Annotated in this window: 23 protein-coding genes; 11 read left to right on the top strand and 12 right to left on the bottom strand. The window is 67.9% G+C overall.

Features of this window, described 5'->3' with window-relative positions; genetic code table 11:
• Window positions 1-5: 5 nt before the first annotated feature.
• Window positions 6-425 (top strand): cupin domain-containing protein, encoded by a 420-nt coding sequence (locus tag VG502_RS20285; RefSeq protein ID WP_325552059.1) that lies wholly within the window; start codon window positions 6-8, stop codon window positions 423-425.
• Between the two features lie 35 nt (window positions 426-460).
• Here VG502_RS20285 and VG502_RS20280 read toward each other — a convergent pair whose 3' ends face one another.
• Complete coding sequence (locus VG502_RS20280) at window positions 461-838, bottom strand: VOC family protein (protein ID WP_325552057.1); 378 nt, start codon at window positions 836-838, stop codon at window positions 461-463.
• A 47-nt stretch (window positions 839-885) separates the two neighbouring features.
• On the bottom strand, window positions 886-1,455 hold the full coding sequence (locus VG502_RS20275) for a CGNR zinc finger domain-containing protein (RefSeq protein WP_325552056.1): 570 nt from the start codon (window positions 1,453-1,455) through the stop codon (window positions 886-888).
• A gap of 163 nt (window positions 1,456-1,618) precedes the next feature.
• Here VG502_RS20275 and VG502_RS20270 point away from each other — a divergent pair, with 163 nt between their 5' ends.
• A complete protein-coding gene (locus tag VG502_RS20270; protein ID WP_325552055.1) occupies window positions 1,619-2,791 on the top strand; it encodes an epoxide hydrolase family protein in 1,173 nt (390 codons plus the stop codon).
• A 96-nt stretch (window positions 2,792-2,887) separates the two neighbouring features.
• On the opposite strand, the gene VG502_RS20265 is transcribed toward VG502_RS20270, so the two are convergent.
• Both VG502_RS20265 and VG502_RS20260 read right to left on the bottom strand, forming a co-directional pair.
• Window positions 2,888-3,595 (bottom strand): hypothetical protein, encoded by a 708-nt coding sequence (locus VG502_RS20265; protein ID WP_325552054.1) that lies wholly within the window; start codon window positions 3,593-3,595, stop codon window positions 2,888-2,890.
• A gap of 74 nt (window positions 3,596-3,669) precedes the next feature.
• Window positions 3,670-4,047, bottom strand: a complete 378-nt coding sequence (locus tag VG502_RS20260) for a PH domain-containing protein (RefSeq protein WP_325552053.1) — start codon at window positions 4,045-4,047, stop codon at window positions 3,670-3,672.
• A 101-nt stretch (window positions 4,048-4,148) separates the two neighbouring features.
• Here VG502_RS20260 and VG502_RS20255 point away from each other — a divergent pair, with 101 nt between their 5' ends.
• Together VG502_RS20255 and VG502_RS20250 are read left to right on the top strand one after the other, a co-directional pair.
• Complete coding sequence (locus tag VG502_RS20255; RefSeq protein ID WP_325552051.1) at window positions 4,149-4,379, top strand: CopG family transcriptional regulator; 231 nt, start codon at window positions 4,149-4,151, stop codon at window positions 4,377-4,379.
• Window positions 4,376-4,789, top strand: coding sequence for a type II toxin-antitoxin system VapC family toxin (locus VG502_RS20250; protein WP_325552049.1), 414 nt, complete (start codon window positions 4,376-4,378; stop codon window positions 4,787-4,789). The genes VG502_RS20255 and VG502_RS20250 overlap by 4 nt, the downstream gene beginning before the upstream one ends.
• A gap of 4 nt (window positions 4,790-4,793) precedes the next feature.
• Here the strand turns inward: VG502_RS20250 and VG502_RS20245 are convergent, their stop codons facing one another.
• The 4 genes from VG502_RS20245 to VG502_RS20230 all read right to left on the bottom strand — a co-directional run bounded on the left by VG502_RS20245 (window position 4,794) and on the right by VG502_RS20230 (window position 9,553).
• On the bottom strand, window positions 4,794-5,639 hold the full coding sequence (locus VG502_RS20245; RefSeq protein WP_325552048.1) for a matrixin family metalloprotease: 846 nt from the start codon (window positions 5,637-5,639) through the stop codon (window positions 4,794-4,796).
• Window positions 5,640-6,083: 444 nt separating this feature from the next.
• Window positions 6,084-7,103: a M10 family metallopeptidase domain-containing protein gene (locus tag VG502_RS20240; protein WP_325552046.1), complete on the bottom strand. Its 1,020-nt coding sequence runs from the start codon at window positions 7,101-7,103 to the stop codon at window positions 6,084-6,086.
• 383 nt (window positions 7,104-7,486) lie between these two features.
• Window positions 7,487-7,945 (bottom strand): hypothetical protein, encoded by a 459-nt coding sequence (locus tag VG502_RS20235; RefSeq protein ID WP_325552044.1) that lies wholly within the window; start codon window positions 7,943-7,945, stop codon window positions 7,487-7,489.
• Between the two features lie 570 nt (window positions 7,946-8,515).
• Window positions 8,516-9,553, bottom strand: coding sequence for an ABC transporter permease (locus VG502_RS20230; protein ID WP_325552042.1), 1,038 nt, complete (start codon window positions 9,551-9,553; stop codon window positions 8,516-8,518).
• Window positions 9,554-9,657: 104 nt separating this feature from the next.
• On the opposite strand from VG502_RS20230, the gene VG502_RS20225 reads away from it, so the two are divergent.
• The gene (locus VG502_RS20225; protein ID WP_325552041.1) at window positions 9,658-10,281 is read left to right on the top strand and encodes a TetR/AcrR family transcriptional regulator; all 624 of its coding nucleotides are present in this window, start codon (window positions 9,658-9,660) and stop codon (window positions 10,279-10,281) included.
• A 14-nt stretch (window positions 10,282-10,295) separates the two neighbouring features.
• Here VG502_RS20225 and VG502_RS20220 read toward each other — a convergent pair whose 3' ends face one another.
• The gene (locus VG502_RS20220; protein ID WP_325552040.1) at window positions 10,296-10,916 is read right to left on the bottom strand and encodes a class I SAM-dependent methyltransferase; all 621 of its coding nucleotides are present in this window, start codon (window positions 10,914-10,916) and stop codon (window positions 10,296-10,298) included.
• Between the two features lie 163 nt (window positions 10,917-11,079).
• Here VG502_RS20220 and VG502_RS20215 point away from each other — a divergent pair, with 163 nt between their 5' ends.
• Together VG502_RS20215 and VG502_RS20210 are read left to right on the top strand one after the other, a co-directional pair.
• Window positions 11,080-11,454: a YciI family protein gene (locus VG502_RS20215; protein ID WP_325552038.1), complete on the top strand. Its 375-nt coding sequence runs from the start codon at window positions 11,080-11,082 to the stop codon at window positions 11,452-11,454.
• A gap of 25 nt (window positions 11,455-11,479) precedes the next feature.
• A complete protein-coding gene (locus tag VG502_RS20210; protein WP_325552036.1) occupies window positions 11,480-12,748 on the top strand; it encodes an RNA polymerase sigma factor in 1,269 nt (422 codons plus the stop codon).
• A gap of 24 nt (window positions 12,749-12,772) precedes the next feature.
• Here the strand turns inward: VG502_RS20210 and VG502_RS20205 are convergent, their stop codons facing one another.
• Window positions 12,773-13,345, bottom strand: coding sequence for a TetR/AcrR family transcriptional regulator (locus VG502_RS20205; RefSeq protein ID WP_325552034.1), 573 nt, complete (start codon window positions 13,343-13,345; stop codon window positions 12,773-12,775).
• 83 nt (window positions 13,346-13,428) lie between these two features.
• Here VG502_RS20205 and VG502_RS20200 point away from each other — a divergent pair, with 83 nt between their 5' ends.
• The 4 genes from VG502_RS20200 (at window position 13,429) to VG502_RS20185 (ending at window position 19,915) form a co-directional block, all read left to right on the top strand.
• Window positions 13,429-14,310, top strand: a complete 882-nt coding sequence (locus tag VG502_RS20200; RefSeq protein WP_325552032.1) for an SDR family oxidoreductase — start codon at window positions 13,429-13,431, stop codon at window positions 14,308-14,310.
• A 140-nt stretch (window positions 14,311-14,450) separates the two neighbouring features.
• Window positions 14,451-15,761 (top strand): ROK family transcriptional regulator, encoded by a 1,311-nt coding sequence (locus tag VG502_RS20195; protein WP_325552031.1) that lies wholly within the window; start codon window positions 14,451-14,453, stop codon window positions 15,759-15,761.
• Window positions 15,758-19,036: a TIM-barrel domain-containing protein gene (locus tag VG502_RS20190; RefSeq protein WP_325552029.1), complete on the top strand. Its 3,279-nt coding sequence runs from the start codon at window positions 15,758-15,760 to the stop codon at window positions 19,034-19,036. Before VG502_RS20195 ends, VG502_RS20190 begins: the two co-directional genes overlap by 4 nt.
• A 135-nt stretch (window positions 19,037-19,171) precedes the next feature.
• On the top strand, window positions 19,172-19,915 hold the full coding sequence (locus VG502_RS20185) for an SDR family oxidoreductase (RefSeq protein ID WP_325552027.1): 744 nt from the start codon (window positions 19,172-19,174) through the stop codon (window positions 19,913-19,915).
• A gap of 24 nt (window positions 19,916-19,939) precedes the next feature.
• On the opposite strand, the gene VG502_RS20180 is transcribed toward VG502_RS20185, so the two are convergent.
• Entirely contained in the window at window positions 19,940-21,010 is a 1,071-nt protein-coding gene (locus VG502_RS20180) for an FAD-binding oxidoreductase (protein WP_325552025.1), read from the bottom strand.
• Window positions 21,007-22,275: an aromatic ring-hydroxylating oxygenase subunit alpha gene (locus VG502_RS20175; protein ID WP_325552024.1), complete on the bottom strand. Its 1,269-nt coding sequence runs from the start codon at window positions 22,273-22,275 to the stop codon at window positions 21,007-21,009. The genes VG502_RS20180 and VG502_RS20175 overlap by 4 nt, the downstream gene beginning before the upstream one ends.
• Window positions 22,276-22,285 lie beyond the last annotated feature (10 nt).

The raw sequence follows: 22,285 nt of genomic DNA, 5'->3' as shown, positions 1-22,285 counted from the left end.
GGCGTATGACGATAACGCACAGCAGCCAGCAGGACCTGAGCACCGAGACGTTCTCCTGGGGCTCGATCAAATGGGGCGTGACGGCCGACCGTTTCCCCGGTGCGCCGATCACCGTCGGCGAGGTCGTGATCAACCCGACCAAGGGCCACGACATACACACGCACCCGGAGTCGGACGAAGTGCTGCACGTCATCGAGGGTGAAGGCGTGCAAACCGTAGGAGAATCAGGCCAATTCGCGGTCAAGGCCGGCGACAGCGTTTACATCCCGCGCGGCACCGAGCACTCCACCTTCAACACCGGATGGCGGCAGCTGCGGCTGATCGCCATCTACAGCCCGGGCGGTGCCGAGGCGGCACTGCAGGGCGCACCGGACTACCGGGTGCTCGAGCCCGGCGCCGCGCCGGTGTGGGAGCGCGCCGACTGACCAGCGGATGAGGTGAGAACAGCGCCGCCTGGCGCTCAGGCCTGCGGCGGGTGCTCGGCCACACAGAAGAGGTTGCCCTCGGGGTCGGCCAGCGTCGTCCATTGCACGTGAGGGTGCTCGTCCAGGACATCCCATTGCCACTTCGCACCTGCCGACAACAATCGGTCGACCTCTTGGCTGCGGCTTCCCCACAGCACCGTCAGGTCGAGGTGGATCGCCTGACGGTCCGGGCGCGGTCCGGACAATGGCCGGAAGAACATCGCGAATCCACCGGGCCCCGCCGGCGGCAGGTAGACGAAGTCGCCGGAGGGCGCGGGCGTGCCGCCGGTGACCGTTGTCCAGAAGGCGGCCAGGGTGTGCGGGTCATCGGCCTCGATGTTGATTGCTCCGAGGGTGACCTGAGGAATGTCCATGTCGTCGACAGTAGGCGCCATACGCCGGTGGAGTCGGGAAGTCCCCGTCAGTGGACGTCGGGCTTCTTGTGCTGGTTGGCCATGAACCGCGCCTTCTTCTGACGGTTCCCACAGGTGCCCATGTCGCACCACTTGCGAGTGCGGCTCTGGCTGGTGTCGAAGAACGCGGCCCGGCAGGTGGGTGAAGCGCAGAGCGCGAGTCTTCCGTCGCGTTCGCCGGCGATGATGCTGACTGCGTCGGCGGCGATCACGCTCAGTGCGTCTTCCACGCACGAGTCGTTGAGCCGCCATACCCGCTCGAGATTCGGGGTCAGCGTGGCCGCCGCCCGGCCGGCAGCACTGCGGTCATTGATGATTCGTATGGCGGATGCCGGGGGTGAGTCCCCGGTCGCGGCCGCCGTCGCGGCGACGTGGATCGCCTCGCGGAGTTTGCGCGCGAGCTTGAGCTCCGCAGCGCTGCAGGAGTCGACGGCCAGCCCTTCCACTGCCAGCCAGTCGATGAGTCGCTGGGGAGTAGGGATGCGCTCCAGCGGTTCACCCTGACGCTCGGTCAGCGTCGCCGTGAAGCTCGTGGCCAGCACGGTGCCGAGGCGGAAGTCGGGGAACTCTGAAGGCATGGAACCAGCTTAGCCGGTTGCGCGTATCGGCGAAGCAGAGTAGAACCGTCTTAGATGGTTCCTTTGGGTCTGGGTTTCGATACGGTCTCCTCCGCTTCGCTCCCCCGACCTACTCAACCCGCTTGAATCCGCCACTCAACCCGCAGGCAAATGAGGAGGTCTCATGACTCGTCCTACCGGAGAGATCGAAGAGTTCGAAGCCCATGCTCCCGACGCCGAACTTGACGAGTTACGAGCCCGATTGGCCGCGGCGCGGCTGCCCGAGGCCGAGACGGTGTATGGCGCGCCGCCCGGACCTGGGCGGTGGGACCAGGGCGTTCCGCTCGCCGACCTCGTCGATGTCGTGAACTACTGGCGGACCGACTACGACTGGCGGTCGTTCGAGGGGCGACTGAACGAGATCGGCCAGTACCGCACGACCATCGACGGCCTGGGCATCCACTTCCTGCACCGCCGGTCCCCGCGGGCGGACGCCACTCCACTGATCATGACGCACGGCTGGCCAGGCAGCATCGCCGAATTCGTCGACGTGATCAACGAATTGGCCGATCCGCAAGACGCACACGCGCCGGCCTTCCACGTCGTTGCCCCGTCGCTACCGGGCTTCGGCTACAGCGACAAGCCGGTCACCACCGGCTGGGCCACGGAGAAGATCGCCGCCTCCTGGGTCGAGCTGATGGGACCGCTCGGCTACACCAATTTCCTTGCGCAGGGCGGTGATTGGGGCGGCAACATCACCACGGTGCTCGCCGGGAGGTTCCCGGACCACGTGCTCGGCATACACACCACGTTCGCGGAGGGTCTGCCCGATCTGACGACGGACGGTCTGACTGCGACCGAGCGCAGGTGGGCCGACGAGACCCACGAGTTCTGGCACCACCGCGCGGCATACGCGAAGCAGCAGGCGACGCGGCCGCAGACGATCGGCTACTCGCTCGTCGACTCACCGGTCGGGTTGCTCGCCTGGATCCTCGACAAGTTCGCCGAGTGGTCGGACACCGAGGACAGCCCGTTCGAGACGATCTCCCGAGATCGCATCCTGGACGACGTCACGCTCTATTGGCTGACGCGCAGCGGTGCCTCGGCGGCGCGCATCTACTACGAGAGCCACAACTCGCTCGATCCGGAACTTCGCGTCGACGTTCCGGCGGCAATCACCATGTATCCCAAGGACATTGAGAAGTATCCGCGTCCCTGGGCGCAGGAGCGTTTCCGGCAGATCGTCCGATGGTCCGAACCCGAGCGCGGCGGGCACTTCCCGTCGCTGGAGGTGGCGGAGTTCTTCGTGCGTGATGTGCAGGAGGGGCTTGCCGCAGTGCTGGCTGCCAAGGGATAAGACGGGCTCGGCACTGAGGCGCGGCTTCGAGTTCATGCCCGTCGACCTCGTCTTGCGGTCCTTTACGAGTGGTCCCAAGTCCGCCTGGTGTGATGACTACTTCTCGGCGACCGCGCGGTAACGCTGGAACTGCTTCTTCGTGAGTGCGGTCAGCGAGCTGGCATCGGTGGACGTGAGCCCGCCGCCGTTGACGGAGATCAACACTGGTCCAGCGACGACGTAATTCTGCATGAGGCTCGTCCCGCCGACATCGAGCTTCACTCCCAGTGAGCCATCGCCGATCTTGGGAGCCGACATCAGGCTGTATGAGACGTGCGACCCCTGGTATTCCTCGCCGTGGCAGGTCTGGAGGACCTTCTTGGTCTGGGCAAGGATCTTGGACGCCATCTGAGGCGACGCGTACTGCCGGAGGGTGGCGCTGAGCAGTTGCGCAGAGACGCCGGCACCCTGCGTGAAGTCGCGATATACGACAGTGTTCGGCTGGGCAACCTGTTTGTAATCGCAGTACGTCTTTTCGGTGAATGTAGATGGTGGGTCCTGGCTGAACCCGGGTGGAAGGTCGTCAATGGTGAGAAGTGCGGACATCAGATTGGCCTTGGTGAGCTGGCGAGCCAGGGCCTTCTTCGATGATGCGGGTGCCGTGTGAGATGTCGTGGTCGCGTTGGTGGCGGGAGCGGTCGAGGCCGACGCGGTGCCGGTCGACGACGAAGTTCCGGAAGCACTGCCGCATCCGGGCAAGGTGGCGACGCCCAGTGCGGCAATGGCTGACAGAGTCAATGCCTGGATTCGTCGGCGGACGATCACCCGTCGAGCTCCTCTCAAGTGCCCCACCCTTACTTCTCCTTGGCGAAATCTCGTTATCGGTATCCGACGTTCAGTCAGCGAAGCGCGAACGCGCCGATCAGCTGCCCGATGGCCCGGATGTCCACCTTGCCCTTGAATTCCAGCCGCACTTTCCCCAGTCCGCTGAACCAAAGCTCCAGCTCGGAGTCCAGGTCGAGCTTTCCAGCCGTTTCGACGGACCACGCCTGGACCCGCGCCCATGGCAACGACGAGTAATCCCGCTTCTTGCCCGTAATTCCCTGGACGTTGACGGTGATCAAGCGACGATCAGTGAACACGACATAGTCACGAACAGTCTTGAACGCGTGGAGAATTCGCTCCGACTCGATGAGGATAGGACTGACGTCACCGAGGATTTCGCCGGGGTCGATCTCGCCGAGTTTCATGACGGATGCGTTCTTGAAGTCGATCATGCGCTGACCGTATAGGAGCCCGTGCGCGGTGGCCTGTGGTTCCGGAATCTCGGTCGATCTGAAGGCTGTTCTCTGAATCCTACTTCAAGTAGGATATTGCCATGTCCGCTCAACCCGGAGCCGAGAAGCACTCCGTGACCATGCCCGCCGAGACGTCCCAAGCGGTGCGGTCCCGGGTGGGAGCTCGGGGTTTCTCTGCATACGTCGCGGAGGCCGTGGCTCGGCAGCTGGAGCGGGATGCACTGGATGACCTGCTGGCCGAGATGACCGCGCAGCACGGTCCCGTGGACGAGGCCGAGGTGGCCGCGATCATGGACCGGCTGACTGCGTGATCCACCGTCCGCAGTCGATCCTGCTCGACGCGGAAGCGCTGTCCGCGCTGGCTCTCAGCGAGCGCCGGATGCAGGCGTGGGCCGAGGTCGCTCGCCGCACCGACTCGATCTTCCATGCTTCTGCCGCCACTCTCGCGGAAGTCACCGACGGGACACCGAGGGATGCGCGAATTCGACAGGCTGCCAAGGTAGTTCGGCTGGTGGAGGTCGACGCCGCCATCGGATATCGCGCCGGTGCGCTGCGCGCGGGCGCCACGACCCGGCGTAAGAAGGCGCGCGACTTGACGATCGATGCGATCGTTGCAGCCACCGCGCTCGAGCTCGTCGAACCCGTCGTCGTCCTCACCTCGGACGTGGCCGACCTCGAGCTGCTCCTCGGCGACACGGACGTGAAGGTGCTTGCGATTTGAAGCCCTAGTCGGTGAAGCAAGGGCCGAGGCCGAGCTGCCGCAGGCCTTCCTGGTCGCCGGGGCCGAAGGCGGTCTGGGCGGTGGCTTCTGGATACATCAGCTCGGTGGGTTCGTGAACGTGCGCCATGCCGACGAGGTGCCCGAGCTCGTGCATGACGACCGCACGGGCCCTTCCCCAACCGCCCGGCCGCTTCAGGACCTCTGCGAGATCGGGACCGTCCAGGTTCACCCTTCCACTTACCCAATGCTCTTGTGACGCAACGTAATACGGTGCTTCTTCCGGACCGGCCAGCCCGGCGACCGAGCCTGCAAGATCCGGGACCACGGCGGGGTCAGTCCAGGCCACGAGCACCGGTGACCATCTGTTCCCGTACCGGTCGTTGTCCTGTGGCGCCCGGTCCCGCGACGGTGCTTCCGTCGTCGGTCCGTCGAAGACGAACTGAAGTCCCGTCGCCGAGCTGACCTGTGCGGTCGCCTCTCGCAGCAACTGGTCGCTGCCGCGCGGTGCCGCCGCACCGTTGACCACGAGGTGGATCGGCCGGCACGGATCCCAGGCGACGGGGCGGCTGCCACCGCTGTCGCCGACTGTCCTGAGGAAGGCGAACCCGCCGGATGAGGAGTTCTGGGCAGGCGGCGCACCCAGCGGCCGTTCGCCGGCGTCCGGCGGGACTGGGGGCCAGATGGCATGGGTATCGCCGGTGTTGCCCTTCGACAACGACGCGGAACCGGCGCCGACAACGACGTCGGTGCCCGGCACGTGGACTCCGCCTGCCATCGAGGTTCCGGTGTCGTCCAGGACTGCCGACCGCAGGTAGAGCGCGCCCACGGCTACCGCCAGCGTGCAGGCCACGATCAGGGCGGTCCATGGGCGACGTCGCGCGGCGCCCGTTGGCCGAGAGTTCCGCCGCTTCCGTTCGGACCGGTGTGGTGTGGCCGTCGCCGGCCACTCGCTGGCCCCGGGACGCCGCCGAGGTCGTGCCCGCCCCGCACGCAGGTCGGCCAGGCACCACAGACAGAGCAACCTGCCGCGTCCGCCGACTCGGCCGGCGCGGTCGCCCGGGCCGAGACCCTCGCCGCAGGCGCATCGCGTCGTGCGTTGTACGTGAACGATTTCCACCGGTCCGTGCATCCCCCACCCCTTCTCGCCACGCCGGAGCAAGAGTCTGGCGGATGCCGCAGCATCAGGGGATGAAATTGCAGGAAGCGCCCGGACGAGCACGACGTACCAGCCGGCATTGCCCCGACCTTGACTGACTATCGGCCGCCAGCGATCTGAGCGCCGGACGGCCAGGCCTCAACTGCTGAAGCACGGGCCGAGCCCGAGCTGCCGAAGGCCTTCCAGGTCGCCGGGGCCGAACGTGGTGCGGCCGGTGGTTTCGCCATACATCAGCTCGGTCCTCTCGGGAACGTGCTTCAGGCCGACGAGGTGGCCGAACTCGTGCATGACGATCGCCCGGGCGGCCGCCCAGCCGCCGGGGCTTCGGAGCTCGGTGGCCAGTTGCGGGCCGTCGAGGTTGACCGAGCCGCTGACCCAGTGCTCCTGGTCGGGTTCGTAGTACGGCGCGCCGTCCGGCCCGGCGAGGCCCGCGACCGTGCCCTTCAGCTGCGGGACCGTGGCCGGGTCCGTCCAGGACACCAGGACCGGCGACCACGTGTCGCCATACAGGTCCTTGTTCTCCGGCGCGCGGTCCGCGGATGGCGTCTCGGTCGTCGGTCCGTCGACGATGAACCGCAGCCCGGTGGCCGCGGTGATCTGCGCGGTCGCCTCCTGCAGCAGCTTGTCGCTGCCGGTGGGCGCCTTGGCGTCGTTGACCACCAGGTGGATGGGCCGGCACGGATCCCAGGCGACCGGGCGTACGCCGTCCGGGCCGTCCACGGTCCGGATGAAGGAGTACTCGGTCGACGACGACTCCTTGGGCGGGGGCGCGCCGAGCGGGTTCGCCCGTGCATCCGTCGGCACCGGCGGCCACACCGTGTGTATGTCGCGAGAGCTGCCTCCCGACACAGCGGACGATCCGGATCCGTTGACGACCGCCGACCGGACATACACCGCGCCCATGGCCAGCAGCACCACCACGGCCGCCACGATCAGGCCGGTCCACCGGCGAGGCTTCCGGGTCCGCGCCGGTGCTGGTCGGCTGCTGCGTCGCGTCCGCCGGCGTGGCCGACCGGCCCGCACGTCGGCCAGGCAGCGCAGGCACAGCAACTCGCCGGTTGCGCTGATGCGGCCGGCGCGATCGCCCGGACGAAGAACCTCTCCGCAGGCGCAGCGGGATGCCGCCCGCATCCGGACCATCCTCACCGGCTCGTCCACTGCACCCACTCTCGTCGCTTGCGCTGGGAGCATGAGTCTGGCTGATGGCGCTGTGTCGCAGGTGGGAAACGAACGAACGACCCAACGCGAGCGCGACCGCTGGCTCGGGGGCAACGCTATTCCGGGTGTTCACGATAACGACGTCGCATCGTCATCTTTCCAAGAGCACTTGTCATTTCATGGCACAGTTATTATGGCCAGGTCCCGATGAAGTCGAGATATTTGGCGTACCCGGATAGCACTCCTCGCGAGGGCCGCCCAAAACTCCGCACATGCAGAAAGCTGACGTTCGTGGCGAAGAGGAACTTGTCTTCTTCGGCACGAACGTCAGCGTGTCCACCGGTTCAGCTGTAGTTAGCGCATTGGTTCACCGCATCAGTGTCTCAGCTGGTGGAGCAGGCACCGAGGCCGAAAATGCTCGCGGAGCAGTTGATGCCGGCCGTGTTGTTCTGGTAGTTCGTGTCGATCGCCGCCGTGTTCGGATCGGTGAGTGTGAACTCGGCCCGGTAGAACGCCGCGAGGTCGACCCTGGCGAGGTAGAACTTGACTTCCTGGCCGGGCAGAACGGCTTCCTTCAGATGCGCGTTCTTCGTGAAGCCGGATCCCAGGGCGCCGATGCTCCAGTCCTGGTTGATCGATGCGTCACCACCGAGGCCGACGCCGGCGAGCATGTTCTGGTTGAACGTGAACTGTGTCCCGGCGGGGATCGGCGTGTTCCCATCGTTGCGCACGACGAACGCCCGGTCTCCCGCGCCGGTCTGCGCCGACACGGTGATCTCGGGGTTGGGGACCTGCGCATGGGCCGCCGGTGCAATGACAACTGCGGTTCCCGCAATTGACACCGCAGCCGCTGCTGCCGCCACCAAGGCTCCAGCCTTTTTAGCATGAGACATAAGTCGTCTTCCTCCATCTTTACGTGATGCCGGTCCCCTGCAGACCGGGCCCTCAGGCATTTCGCCGAGGACGGCGCAAACGTTAGGGCGCCGAGATTATTTGCTTCAACTATTTACCGTAAGTCTTTGGCAAATACTCGTACTCATGAGTTCTGTGTAGGCTGATTCCAACTCGCCATTGAACATGGACGTATGGCCAAGAATGTATCCGTTTCCGGGCAACTCACGACTGGCTTATCCATGAGCCGGTGTGCAGTCGGTCGAGGGCTGTTTGCGCAGAATGGAGCCGGATTCTGAGGGCACCGGGTCGTGTCGTCGGGACTTACCTGAACGTCATTTATCCGGCGATCGGATCCTTGTCGGCGACGTTCCACGAGATTTCCGGAAGAAGGTCGTCCGAGGATCACGAAAATGCTCCGCATTCATGTATCTCTATCCGCGAGACGGCGCCTTTGCGACCGGTAGGCGATGACGATGAGCTGCGCGCGGTCGCGTGCCTGCCCGGTGCGGCGCGACGCCTCAGACCGCCGCGTGCGCGTGCTGCAGCTCGGTCACTTCGGTGTCACGCTCGGAGGACGTGCTCTCGGCCGGCCGGCGACGACGTTGCGCGGCGCCGACTTGCAACCCGAGGCCGACGACCAGCCAGCAGGTGAGTACGGCGAGCGGCCGGGCGGAGCCGTTGCCACCGAAGAAGGCGACCGACCGGAGGGCCGTGTTGGCGGCGCCCGCGGGTAGCAGTTGGCCGAGCGCGCCCCAGCCGATCGGCAACATCTCGGGTGCGGAGGCTGCCGCTGACAGGGCGTTGCCGACAAGCATCGTCAGCACCGCGCCGACGCCCAGTCCCCGTGTCCCGAAAAGGCTTTCCAGGCCGAGCACAATCATCGAGATGGCGCCGAGGGTGAGCGCGAGGACTGCGGCGTTGGCCACGAACGGGCCTTCCAGCGTCCCGATCCAACCCTGCAGGACGGCGGCCATCGCGAGACCGCCGACGATCGAGAAGCCGGCGGCGACGAGTGTGCGGTCGCCGCGCCGGCGGATCAGCACCGTGCTCAGTGACGCGCAGGCGAGGCCGGCCAGAACCGAGGGCAGCACGGCCGAGGTGATGCCGGTGCCGTGCGGGTCATCGGCCGGTGCGGGGACCACGTCCGTCATACGCAGCGGCTGGTGGGCGGTGGCCGCGGCCCGAGCTCCGACCTGGTCGAGCAGCTGCGCGACGCTGCTGGATCGGGCGCTCGCGGTCAGCACCTCGACGCCGTGGGGTGAGGTGACCAGTGCGCCATACGCGTCATGGTCGGTGATGGAGCGAACCGCGTCGGCGCGCGTCGGCGCAAGGTGGATGGCATACGCACTCGGCTGTTGTATGACGAGCCGCTCGGTCAGCGGACCGGTCGAGGCGCGCGGGCCGGCGATGACGATCGGCAGGTCGCGGGGCGCGCTGTTCGCGGCCGGCCACGCGAAGAGGACCAGCATCGTGCAGATCAGCCCGGTCAGTGCGACCACGAGGGCCACGACTCGCTTGGTCTCCGGGCGGGCGACATACGCAGTGGGACCCGACATCGAATGTCTCCTTCAAAACGAGCGCTCGTTCTTTTTACGCGACGAGCTTGCTCCTGTGCCGCATTCGTTGTCAAACCGAAGGAGCCTTCTTCTACGGTGGGTGCATGCCACGCATCACCGAAGCCCGACGACAGGCGCGCCGTGACGAGATCCTGCGGGCCGCCGTGCGCTGTGTGGTCCGCTCCGGCTATCAGGGCGCGACCATGGCCGACATCATCGAGGAGTCCGGGTTGTCAGCCGGCGCCGTCTATGGCTATTTCGCCAGCAAGGCGGAACTCCTTGCAGCAGTGGCTGATTCGCAGCTGGGAGTCCTCGATGAGGTGATGGCCGACGCGCTGGCCGACGGCGCGGTGCCCGATCCGGTGGACATCCTGGGCAGGCTCACCGACCACGTGCGCAAGCGAGCGACGGGCGCGGACGGCGATCTGACGGTGGTCATCGTCCAGGCGTGGGGCGAGGCGATCTTCGGTGGTCCCATGCGGGACCTGGTGGCCGAGCGCGTCGGCAAGCTGCTCGACGGCTGGACCGAGGTGGTCCGGCGTCGGCAAGCTGCCGGGCTCATCGACCCGGCGGCGCGCCCCGCGGACGTCGGCTGGGTGCTGCACTCGATGGTCCCCGGCTACATGCTGATGCGGCTGAACGTGCGCGATCTGCCGCCCCGGCGCTACCTGGCGAGCGTGCACGCCCTGCTCGACGGACCGCCGGGAGGGCCCGCTGTTCACGACTGAGCTCTGATCGCTCGCTACGACCTGGTCGCCGTGCAGAGGAACAGGCCGAACTCGCGATCGCCCTTGGGGATGGTCGTGGCGTCCACGAAGGCGACGTCGGTGAAACCGGCGCGGGTCAGTCGCTCGGTGAGCTCCTGCCTGTCGAATCCGTCGTGCCCGTGGAAGTCGGGCTTGTCGGCGTGGAAGGCACCGTCCGGGTCCGCATCGAGATCGGCGATGGCCAGCCGGCCGCCGTCGACCAGGAGTCCGGCGATCGACCGCAGCAGGGCATCCACGTCCCGCACGTGGTGCAGGGCCATGGAGCTCCACGCCACGTCATACGTTCCTTCGATCGGATCCGTCACCAGGTCCGCGCGGACGGCGCGCAGCCGGTCGTCGAGGCCGGCTGCCGCGATGCGTTCCTGGGCGACCTGCACCATTCCGGCGGAGGGGTCAGTCACGACGACCGAGCCCACCCGGTCGGCGAGCAGGATGCTCAGCCGACCCGTGCCGCTGCCGATGTCGAGAGCGCGCATCCGCGGGTCGAGGTCCACGGCCGCCTGGATGGCCCGGGCCACCGCGACCTGCCGCGTCTCGTGGCCGGCGTCGGCATCCCAGGTTGCTGCTTCGTCGTCGAATCGCGTGTGTTCCTGCACGTCTCGACGATAGCCCGGGCAGACTCCTGCCGGCTCGACCATGCTGAGCACAGAGGTCGGCATACGAGTTCGAAAAACTTTGCCGGCCGATGTCGAAGGAGCCAGGATCCGTTCGACGTACGTGTGACAAGCAGGACCGAAGCAACCAGTAGGAGTGATCAAGATGCCGCGTTTCATGGGATTCGTGCGGATGGAAGAGAACATCGGCATGCCGCCGAAGGAGCTCTTCGAGGCGATGGACGGCTACATCGCCAAGCAGAGCGAGAAGGGCGTGTTCCTTGATGGCGGAGGGCTGTTCGGCACCGAGGACGCGGTGAACTTCATCTCGCACAAGGGTGAGGTCAGCCGGGTCGACGGACCGTATGCCGAAGCCAAGGAAGTCGTCGGCGGGTGGGCGATCATGCAGTACGACAGCCTGGAGGCCGCCATCGCCGACCAGCAGGAGTTCGCCGAGCTGCACGCCAAGCACTGGCCCGAGGTCACCGTCATCTCGACCATGCGGCAGATCTCGGACGGCCCGGAGGCTCCTGCCGAGTAAGGACTGCGTCACTACGCTGGCACTCGTGCCGGCAGAGACGCAGACGGGTGATCCGCACGACGCAATCGTCGCCGCGTGGCGGGCCGAATCGGCCCGCCTCGTCGGCGCCCTCACCCGTATGACGCGAGACGTCGCCCTCGCCGAGGATCTCGCACAGGATGCGCTGGTCGCTGCGCTCGAGCAGTGGCCCACCGCCGGCATACCGGACACCCCCGGCGCGTGGTTGATGACAACCGCGAAAAGGCGCGCCATCGACCACTTTCGGCGTGCTGACGTGCACCGTCGCAAGGTGGCCGAGCTCGAGCAGGCCGGTGGGGGAGAGGAGGCGCAGATGCCCGACTTCGACGCTCAGCTCGACCACATCGAGGACGACGTGCTGCGCCTCATCTTCCTGTCCGCGCACCCGTCGCTCACGCCCGAGTCGCGCGCCGCGCTCACGCTGCGGCTGGTCGGCGGGCTCACCACGGCCGAGATCGCCCGCGGCTTCCTCGTCTCCGAATCCACCATGGGACAACGGATTTCGCGAGCCAAGAAGACCTTGGCGCAGACGCATGCCGAGTTCGAGCTGCCGACCGGGCAGGACCGGACCGACCGCCTCGACGACGTCATGGCCGTCATCTACCTGATCTTCAACGAGGGGTATGCCGCCACCGCCGGCCAGGACTGGATGCGGCCCGACCTGGCGAACGAGGCGATGCGGCTCGCGCGCATGCTGTCCGATCTCGCACCCGCCGAGCCCGAGGTGCTCGGGCTGCAGGCGCTGCTGGAGCTGCAGGGTTCGCGGATGCCGGCGCGACTCGATGACGACGGCAATCCGGTCCTGTTGGAGGCGCAGGACCGAAAACGCTGGGACCAGTTGCTGATTCGGCGGGGTATGGCGGCCTTGCACGAGGCGGAGCAGCTTGCCGCGCAGGGCCGGCCGATCGGCCGCTACGTGGTCCAGGCGTCGATCGCCGCGCAACACGCGCGTGCCCCACGAGCCGAGGACACCGACTGGCGGCGCATCGCTGCGCTGTATGACGTGCTGGCGAATGTGTCGCCCGGGCCGGTCGTCGAGGTGAACCGCGCGGTCGCCCACGGGCGCGCTCTCGGGCCGGAGGCCGGACTGGCTGTGCTGGACGCGCTGCCTGCGGGAGCGCTGCGCGACTCACCACTCGTACCGAGCGTGCGCGGCGACCTGCTCGAGCGGGCCGGGCGCCATACAGAGGCACGAGCGGCGTTCACCGAAGCGGCCGCACTCAGCAAGAACGACAGCGAGCGCGCGATCCTGCAGCGTCGGGCCGGAAGGGCTTGAGCAACGAGGTCGCCCGGGCGGGCATCAGCCGAGGGCGGCGCTCGCCGCGCGGAACGCCTCCAGGGCATCCGAGAGGTATGGCGCCAGCGGTGGCTCCCCCTTGGCGGTCAGCCACTCGTCGAAGCCCCGCTTGAACGCAAGCACCCCCAACTCGGCGACGAGATGGGCCTGCAGGTCCGGGACGCCCCGTGCGGCCAGCGCATCGGTCATCGCCGCGGCAAGACCGACGCTCTTGAGCGAATCGCGTTCCTGGAGCTCGGCATTGGCCGCAACCGCAGCCTTGAGGCGCGGAGCGATCTCGCGGTTCACCGGACCCATCATCGATGCGGCGCGCTGCAGGCCCGCGCCCACGGCTTCGAGCGGTGTCGCGTCGGCCGGAGCCTGCGTGATGCCCTCGGTGAGGAGCTCGCTGAGTGCCGCCTGACCCGCGACCAGTAGCTCGCGCTTGTCGGGGAAGTGCCGGAAGAACGTGCTTTTGGCGACCCCGGCGCGTTCGGCGATCTGGGCGACGGTCGTGGCGTCATACCCCTGCTCGGTGAAGAGGTCGAGGGCAGCCAGTATCAGCCGCTCGCGCGCTCCCGGTTCCCAACGTGGCATCCCGCCATACTAGGTGATGAGACGACAGTCCCATCACGCGCTAGAGTGATGGGACAAGAGTCTCGTCACTTCGAGGGAGCATCATGCACGTTTTCATCACCGGAGGCACCGGCCTGATCGGCAGCACGGTCGTCGCCGAATTGCTCGCGGGCGGGCACACCGTCCTGGGCCTGGCCCGATCCGAAGCATCCGCAGCGCTTCTCGACCGCGCTGGTGCCGAAGTGCTGCGCGGCGGCCTCACCGATCTGGACACGCTGCGCGCCGGCGCAGCGCAGGCGGACGGCGTCATACATCTCGCGTTCGGCAACGACTTCAGCAGCCCGGAAGCGCTCGCAGCGAACATCGCCGAGGAGGGCGCCGCCCTCGCAACGCTCGGCGAAGCCCTCGTCGGGTCCGGCCGTCCCCTCGTGACCGTCTCCGGCACCCCGGCCGTGCCGGGTCGCGCCTCGACCGAGGCCGACCCGCTGCCGACCGACGGTCCGGTCGCCGGTCGCAGCCGGTCGGTTGCGGCGATCCTCGACCTCTCCTCGCAGGACGTCCGCAGCGCGAGCGTTCGCCTGCCGCGCACCGTCCACAACAACGGCTCCGGCGGCTTCGCCGGGCTGCTCACCAACATCGCCCGGCAGAGCGGGGTGTCCGGTTTCGCGGGTGACGGCACCCAGCGCTGGCCCGCGGTCCATGCGCTCGATGCGGCGGTGCTCTTCCGCCTGGTGCTGGAGCACGCGCCCGCCGGGACGGCCTGGCACGCGGTTGCGGATGAGGGCGACGCCGTGCGCGACATCGCGACCGTCATCGGCCGTCGGCTGAACCTGCCGGTCGAGTCGGTGGCGCCGGAGACGTACGGCCCACTGGGCTCCGTCTTCGCGATGGACCAGCCGGCCTCCAGCGCGCTCACCCGCGAGGAGCTGGGCTGGGAGCCGACGCACCCGAGCCTGCTGGACGACCTGGAGAACATCCAGCCCTGACGCCCGAACACTGCTGGCATCGCCGGAGATTCACGGCTGCCATTCCGCCGCGGACGGAAGTGGCGACTTCTGTCGAAGTATTGACAGAAGATGCTTCATAGAAAACTCTGAGCCGAGCAATCTCGACGATTGGACGGCGTGTGACCAGAGCAGTGCAGCCGACGGCAGGAGCGATCCGTGCTGCCAACCGCGCTCGCGTCGTCGACGTCCTGCGGCGCTCGGGCTCGGCCACCCGAGCCGAGCTGACCGCACGGACCGGCCTGTCCCGGGCAACGGTTTCCAGTGTCATCGGCGAGCTCGAGGGCCGCGGACTCCTTGCAGAGCAACGGAATCCGTCACCCAACACGTTCGGTAGGCCACCGGCCGAGGTCTCGCTCAACCGTGCTGCCGGCCTCGCGATCGCGGTCGACATCGGCGTGCGCCACATCGCCGTCGCCGTCGGCGACCTGTCACGCAGCCTGCTCACCGAGCGGTGGACCACGTTGCCGCGCGGACACAGCGCCCACGAGGGAACGGCCCTGGTGATCGCGAGCGTCGATGAGGCGCTGCGCGAAGCGGAAGTCACCCTGGAGCAGGTGGTCGGCGCGGCGGTCAGCATCGCCGCGCCGGTCTCGCCCGGCAGCGGCCGGCTGCTCGTGCCGGGCGTGCTGCCCGGCTGGAACGGACCGGAGCTCGCGCAGCGCCTCGGCGAGCACTGGGACATCCCCGTCGTGGTCGAGAACGACGCCAACCTCGGCGCGCTCGCCGAGTCCGTCTCGCGTGGCGGAGCAGCACACGGCGCACTGCTCTACGTCAAGGTCGCCAGCCGCGTCGGGCTCGGCATCGCGCTCGGCGCCCACCTCTATCGCGGCGGCGAGGGGTATGCCGGGGAGCTCGGGCACGTGACGATCGATCCTGCCGGTCCGCAGTGCTGGTGCGGGCGCCGCGGCTGCCTCGAGCTCGTCGCCGGCGGTGACGGCATGATCCACCGGCTGAATCGTCCTGAGATCACGACGATTCCGCACCTCATCGAGCACGCGGAGGCGGGCGACGCCCACGTGCGGGAGGTTGTCACCGAGGGTGCCGAGGCGCTCGGCCGGACCCTGGCCAACCTCGCGCTGGTGCTCAATCCGTCCGCGATCGTGCTCGGTGGTGAGCTGGCCGCTCTCGGCGACCTACTGGGCGATCCGCTGCGCGCACAGCTCACGAAACTGCCGTTCGCCGCGCCGGTCGAGGTCTCGAGCGCGACCCTGGGCGCCCGGGTCTCGCTCGTGGGCGCCCTCGTGCTCGTCCTGTCCGAGCCAGGCCGCTTCGTCGACCTGTCCTGGAACACCCCTCGCCCGGCAGATGCCCGCCCGGCGGATGCCCGGCCCGCCCCGCATCAGCCGAGAGCCGCGCCCGCACCCGGGCCCACCGAGCTGTTTCCCGTCACCCCGTCCACCCCCGTCACCGAGCAAGGAAGTCCGACATGAGACCGCGGCAACATCCCGACCGCCATACGGCGCACCGCTTCACGATCGGAGGACTCGTCCTCTCCGCGTTGATGGCACTCGCCCTGCTGTCCGGGCTGCCCTCGCCCGCAGGTGCCACGCCGTCGGCCGTGACCGCAGCAACACCGGCCACGAAGTCGGCGGTCGTCTCGGGCAAGGCGCGCTTCGAGGTGCTGTCCCCGACCCTCATCCGCACGGAGTATGCCGGCGACGAATCCTTCGTCGACGCAGCGACTTTCAACGCGATCGGCAGGGATGGGTTCGCCAAGACACCCTTTGAGACCTCGACCGTCGACGGCTGGCTGACGATCACCACGAGTGCCGTGACGTTGCGCTACAAGGTCGGCTCCGGGCGGTTCAGCACCGACAACCTGCAGGTCGACCTGCGCGCCGGGAAACAGGACGTCACCGCGCGGCCATGGAGCGCGACAGCCAACCCGACCTGTGAGATCGGCGTCCTCTGCGAGGCCGAGACGACCCACCTCGCCGGCCCGACGCAGGCATCGGACCACTCCGGCTACACCGGCCGTGGATTCGCCGCCGGCTTCGAGCACTCCGGTGACTCGCTCAGCTTCGACGTCACCGTCGCCGACGCGGGCACCTACGATTTCGACGCCCGCTACGCGAACGCGACGGGTGGCGACGGGCAGAACACCACCCGCACGCTCAGCGTCACCGTCGACCAGGGCAGTGCCGAGACGCTGACCCTGCCCTCCACCGGCAGCTGGGACACCTGGAAGGTCGCTACCGCGTCGGTGTCGCTGCCGGCCGGCAAGCACACCATCACCCTGGCGCGCACCGCGTCGGACTCCGGCAACGTCAACGTCGACAGCCTCGCACTGGTGAAGCCCGGCTCGGCATACCCGGCGCCCACCGCCCCGAAGCCGTTGCCCTGTGCGTATGGCGTGGTCTGCGAGGCGGAGACCAGCGCGCTCGCCGGCGGTGCGAAGCTCGCGAGCGACCACAACGGCTACTCCGGCGCCGGCTTCGTCGGCGGCCTGGAGAAGACCAGCGCCTCGGTCGCAGCCACCGTCACCGACGTGCCGAAGGCGGGCACCTATGACGTGCAGCTGCGCTACGCCAACGCGAAGGCGGGCGCCCAGGCCGTGCAGTCCCGCACGATGAGTGTGCAGGTGAATGACGCTGCGCCGTCGACGGTTTCGCTCGCGCCGACCAGCAGTTGGGACACCTGGCGGACGGTCAGCGCCGAGGTCAGCCTGCCCGCCGGAACCAGCACTCTCACCCTCGGCTGCCCGGACGCGTCGAGTTGCAACGTCAACCTCGACACGATCGCGGTGACTCGGCACGACGCCGAGCTGCTGGCGCCGCACGCCGCCCTCGGTGGCTACCGGCGCGGCTTGGACGGCGTGAACGGTGGCGCGATCACGGCGCCCGGGCTGCTCTATCAGGACGGTTGGTCGCTGCTCGACGACACGGCCTCGGCCATCTACGACGAGACGACGCACAAGGTGACGCAGCGGCCCTCGCACGGTGATGCGGCATACCAGGACGGCTATGTGTTCGCCTACGGCCACGACTACCCCGGCGCGCTGCGCGACCTCGCAACGCTGACCGGGCCGACGGCACTGCTGCCGCGCTGGACGTATGGCGTCTGGTATGCCGAGTACTACGACCGCACCGCGGCCGACTTCCAGCAGACGATCATCCCGAAGTTCCGCAGCGAGGGAGTCCCGCTGGACGTCCTCGTCACGGACACCGACTTCAAGGTGCCCAACCAGTGGAACGGCTGGGAGATCGACAAGTCCAAGTTCCCCGACCCGGAGGCGTTCTTCGACTGGGCGCACAAGGAAGGGCTGCACAGCTCCCTGAACATCCACCCGAGCATCCTGGCGTCGGACCCGCAGTTCGCGAAGGCGCAGGAGACCGCGAAGGGCAAGCTGCAGCCCGGCAGCTGCTCGGGCGGTGGAAAGGATTGCTACGTCTTCGATTTCGGCGACTCGGACCAGCTCAAGGCCTACCTCGGGCTGCATCGCACGATGGAGCAGCAGGGCGTCGACTTCTGGTGGCTCGACTGGTGCTGCGACGCGTCCAACTCCAGCCTGGCCGGCGTCACCGCTGATGCCTGGATCAACCAGCAGTACGCCGACGACACCGCGCCGCGGGTCGGTCGCGGGTTCGCGTTCTCGCGTGCCTACGGCTCCCTGCAGGCTGGCGGATACGGCAACCCGGTGGCGGTCCCGACCGGACCCTGGGCGGACAAGCGGACGACGCTGCACTTCACCGGCGACACGACGTCCAACTGGGAGACGCTGAAGTTCGAAGTCGGTTACACCGGAGGCGAATCCGCCGCCACGGGCCTTGCGGCCGTGAGCCACGACATCGGTGGCCACACCGGCGGCCTGCAGGAGCCGGGCACCGAGCCGGGCAGCACCAAGCTGCCCGACGACCTCTACGCCCGCTGGGTCCAGCTGGGCACCTTCCAGCCGATCGATCGCCTGCACTCCAACCACAGCGACCGGTTGCCCTGGCAGTACGGGCCGGCCGCGAAGGCGTCGGCCGAGAAGTTCCTCAACCTGCGGGAGAACCTCATGCCCTACACCTACTCGCTGGCCGAGGCGGCACACCGCACCGGTCTGCCGATGGTCCGGCCGCTCTACCTGGCCTACCCGGAGCAGCAGGAGTCCTACGCCAACGCGGATGGCGAATACCTCTACGGGCCGGACGTTCTCGTCGCACCCGCCACCGACCCGGGCACGACGACCACGACGAACGTGTGGTTCCCGGCCGGCAGCAGCTGGACGGACTACTTCACCGGCAAGACGTATGACGGTGGCACGACCGCGAAGATCACCACCGGGCTCGACACGATGCCGGTCTTCATCCGGTCCGGCGGTCTGGTCACGACCCGCACGTCCGACGTGACGAACGACGACCAGAACCCGCTCACGAAGGCGACCGTGACCGTCGCGGAGGGAGCGGCAGGCTCGACGTCGCTCTACGAGGACAACGGCACCACGACGGACACCTCGCAGCGCACGACGACGGCGGTCCACTACCGGCGCTCCGGAGCCAACCACATCGTGACCATCGACCCGGCGCGCGGCGGCTTCACGGAGCAGGTCAAAGAACGCACCTGGACCGTGAAGTTCCTGAATGCGACCGAACCACAGGCCGTTTCGATCAACGGGCGACCACTCGGACGCAGCGCGTGGGCATGGGACGCGAGCACTCGCTCCGTCACGGTGCACGCACCGAAGCAGTCGACCGGGAAGCCGCTGTTGGTCAGGTATCGCTGACGCCCTCCGAGCCCGGCACGCACGGCCACCCGGACTCATGACGAGACCTTTGTCCCATCACGTGTTACTGTGATGGGACAAAGGTCTCATCAGGCGGATCCTCCGTCGATGCGCCGATCGACGAAAGGTGGACGTATGACGACGCAGAAGACTGTGCTCATCACCGGTGGAACCAGCGGCATCGGCCGCGCAACGGCCGAGGTCCTTGCGAGCCGGGACTATTCCGTGGTCGTGACGGGACACAGCGCAGATGGCGTGGCCGACGCTCAGCGTGAACTCGGCGACCGGGCGCTGGTGCTGCGCGCGGACTCCGCATCCCGGGACGACACCGAGCGAGTCATCGATGAGGTGCGCGACCGGTTCGGCAGTCTGCACGCGGTGTTCCTCAATGCCGGCATCAGTGGATCGACGCCCCTCGGCACCGTGACCGAAGCCGACTGGGACCGAGCGTTCGACACCAATGCCAAGGGCCAGTTCTTCACCCTGCAGAGCGCTCTGCCGTTGCTCGTAGACGGCGCGTCGATCGTGTTCACCGTCGGTGTCGGCGTCAAGCGCGGAGTGCCCGGCGGAAGCGTGATGAGCGCCAGCCGGGGCGCACTCCTCGCGATGGTGCCGTCCCTCGCAGTCGAGTTGGCGCCCAGGCGAATTCGCGTCAACGCCGTCAGCCCGGGCGTCATCCGGACGCCGATCTGGACCAAGTCCGGTTTGCCGGCGGAGCAGGTCGAGCAGGTGCTGGACTCGATGGTGGAGCGCGTCCCGCTCGGCCGGCTCGGCGACCCCGAGGATGTGGCGCACACCGTGGCCCACCTCGTCTCCGACGAGTCCTCCTACGTCACCGGCCAGCACATCGTCGTCGGTGGCGGCATCGACATCAGCTGACGGTCGCGCGCAAGTCCAGTCCCGTCACACGTCGAGCACGACATCGCCGGTCGGCGTGGAGCAGCAGATCAGGATCTCGCCCTGGTCGATGTCACGCTGCCGGATGCCGCCCTGGTGCTGCATGTCGACCGCACCGGCGAGCAAGGTCAGCCGGCACGTGCCGCACATGCCCTCGCTACACATGCTCGGCGGGTTGAGGCCCGCCCGGTGTGCGGCGTGCAGCAGAGTTTCGTTGTCGGCACAGTCGATTCGCCGTCCGGTGCGTCGCAGTTCCACGTCATACCGGGTGCCCGACAGCTCCGCGTCGTCCCCGGTCGATGGTGCGGCGCCGCGCGCAGCGAGGTCGTAGAGCTCCTCGTGACAACGCGCCGGGTCGACGCCGGCCTGCTCGAGGATCTGCCGGGTCGCGGCCATGTATCCCGTGGGGCCGCAGGTGAACACCTCTCGATCGTGCAGGTCGGGCACACCGAGCAGGTTGCGTAGCCCGAGCCGGCCGGTCGGCCCCCGCCAGCTCTCCGTGGGCGAGTCGGCCTCGCAGATCACGGTGACGAGGGCGCCCCCGACGGCAGCGATCGCGTCCAGTTCGTCACGGAAGATGATGTCCTCCGGGGTGCGGGCGCTGTGCACGAAGACGACATCCGCGAGCCCACCGTCCTGCAGGGTGCGCAGCATCGACATCGCCGGCGTGATGCCGCTGCCGGCCGTCAGGAAGAGGTACTTGCCCGCGGGGTGCCGGACGTGGCAGAAGTCGCCGTGGGGTCCGGTAGCCCAGACTTCACCTCCGGGCACGAGGTGGTCGTGCAGCCAGTTCGAGACCGGTCCGCCCGGGACCCGCTTCACGGTGATTGCCAGCGTTCCGGGGCGGGTGGGTGCGGAGCTGATCGTGTAGCACCGCTGGACGCGCTCGCCATCGATCTCGAGGGTCAGGGTGAGGTATTGCCCCGCGTCGAAGACCAGAGCCGAATCATGTTGCCGCGCAAGCAGAAACGTCTTCACGTCATGGGTGACCGGCAGCACGTCGACGCAGGTCAGTGCCTCCTCAAGGCCGTCGGTCCGGGTCGGAGCGACCTCCGGTCGGGTCAGGATCTGAGTCATTGTGGCAACGCCTCCGTCATACGCTCGAGGTACCAGGTGACGAACGCCGCCACCTGGTATTCGTTGGGTGCATACGGGCCTGGTTCGTATGCCGGGCTGGACACTCCCGCCTGGGCTCGGCCCACGAACGTCCCGTCCTGTGCATTGGTCTGGTGCCACACGTCGGTCAGCGTCGCCACGTCGTAGTCGACCCCTTCGACGGCGTCCTCGTGCACCAGCCACGTGGTCCGCACCAGCGTCCGGTCCGGCGCGAGCGGCAGCACGGTGAAGGTGACCGCATGGTCGGCGAGCAGGTGGAACCACGAATTCGGTTGGTGGTGCAGGGACATTCGGCCCAGCCGGGGAGTGTCGAAGTCGGCGAGCAGCTTGCGGCAGGCCGACGTACCGTCCCGGGTGTAGGACTCCCCGGCACCGTCCAGCGGCTCGCGCTGGATGCGGAACCCGGAGACGCGGCCGCTGAGCTCCTCGATCTCGGCGAAGGGCATCTCGCGCTCCTGGCAGGCGCGCTGCAGTTCGGCGTCGGCTCGCAGGTAGCGGGCGTGCGCCGGCAGGAGCCGCTCGGGGATCTCCTCGAGCGTGTAGCCGTAGGTCGGGAAGAACGTGCAGATCAGCTCCGGGTGGCCGTTCTCGCAGTGGTAGCACTCCCGGTTGTTCTCCATCACCAGCTTCCAGTTGCCGGTCTCGATCAGGTCCTCCTGGGCGGCCACCTTGGTGTGTTCCAGCCCATGCGGTTCGATGTATGGCGCCACCCGCTCCGCCATGTCATCGAAGTCGGCCGGAGGCTCCTCGGCCAGGCAGATGAACACCAGGCCGGCGACGGACCGGGCGTGAATCTGCTTGAGGCCGAAGCAGTTCGGGTTGAACCCGGGGGCCTGGGTACCTGCGTGCAGCAGTTTGCCGTCGGCGTCGTAGGTCCACTGGTGGTAGCCGCACACGATGTTGCCGACCGACCCGCTCGGATCGGTCAGCACGCGCGAGCCACGGTGGCGGCACACGTTGTGCAGCGCGCGGACCTGCCCTTCGCGGTTGCGCGTCACGATGACCGAATACGGGCCGATGTCGAGGGTGACGTAGTCGCCCGGCTCGCGGATCTCCGCTTCGGTCGCGACGAAGATCCAGCAGCGGGCGAAGACGCCGCGGATGTCGGCATCGAAGACCTCGTGGCTGACGTAGAACGGTGCTTCGAGCGCACAGCCGTCCCGGTGCTGTGCGATGAGTCCACCGAGATCCGCTGGGGCAGTGGGCCTTTCGGCGATCGTGGTCATGTGGCTCCCT

Origin of the sequence: Flexivirga sp., from assembly GCF_035551235.1 — a bacterium.
Classification (GTDB): domain Bacteria; phylum Actinomycetota; class Actinomycetes; order Actinomycetales; family Dermatophilaceae; genus Flexivirga.
The sequence above is the reverse complement of the archived record's forward strand: the minus strand, read 5'-3'. Positions and strand labels throughout refer to the sequence as shown.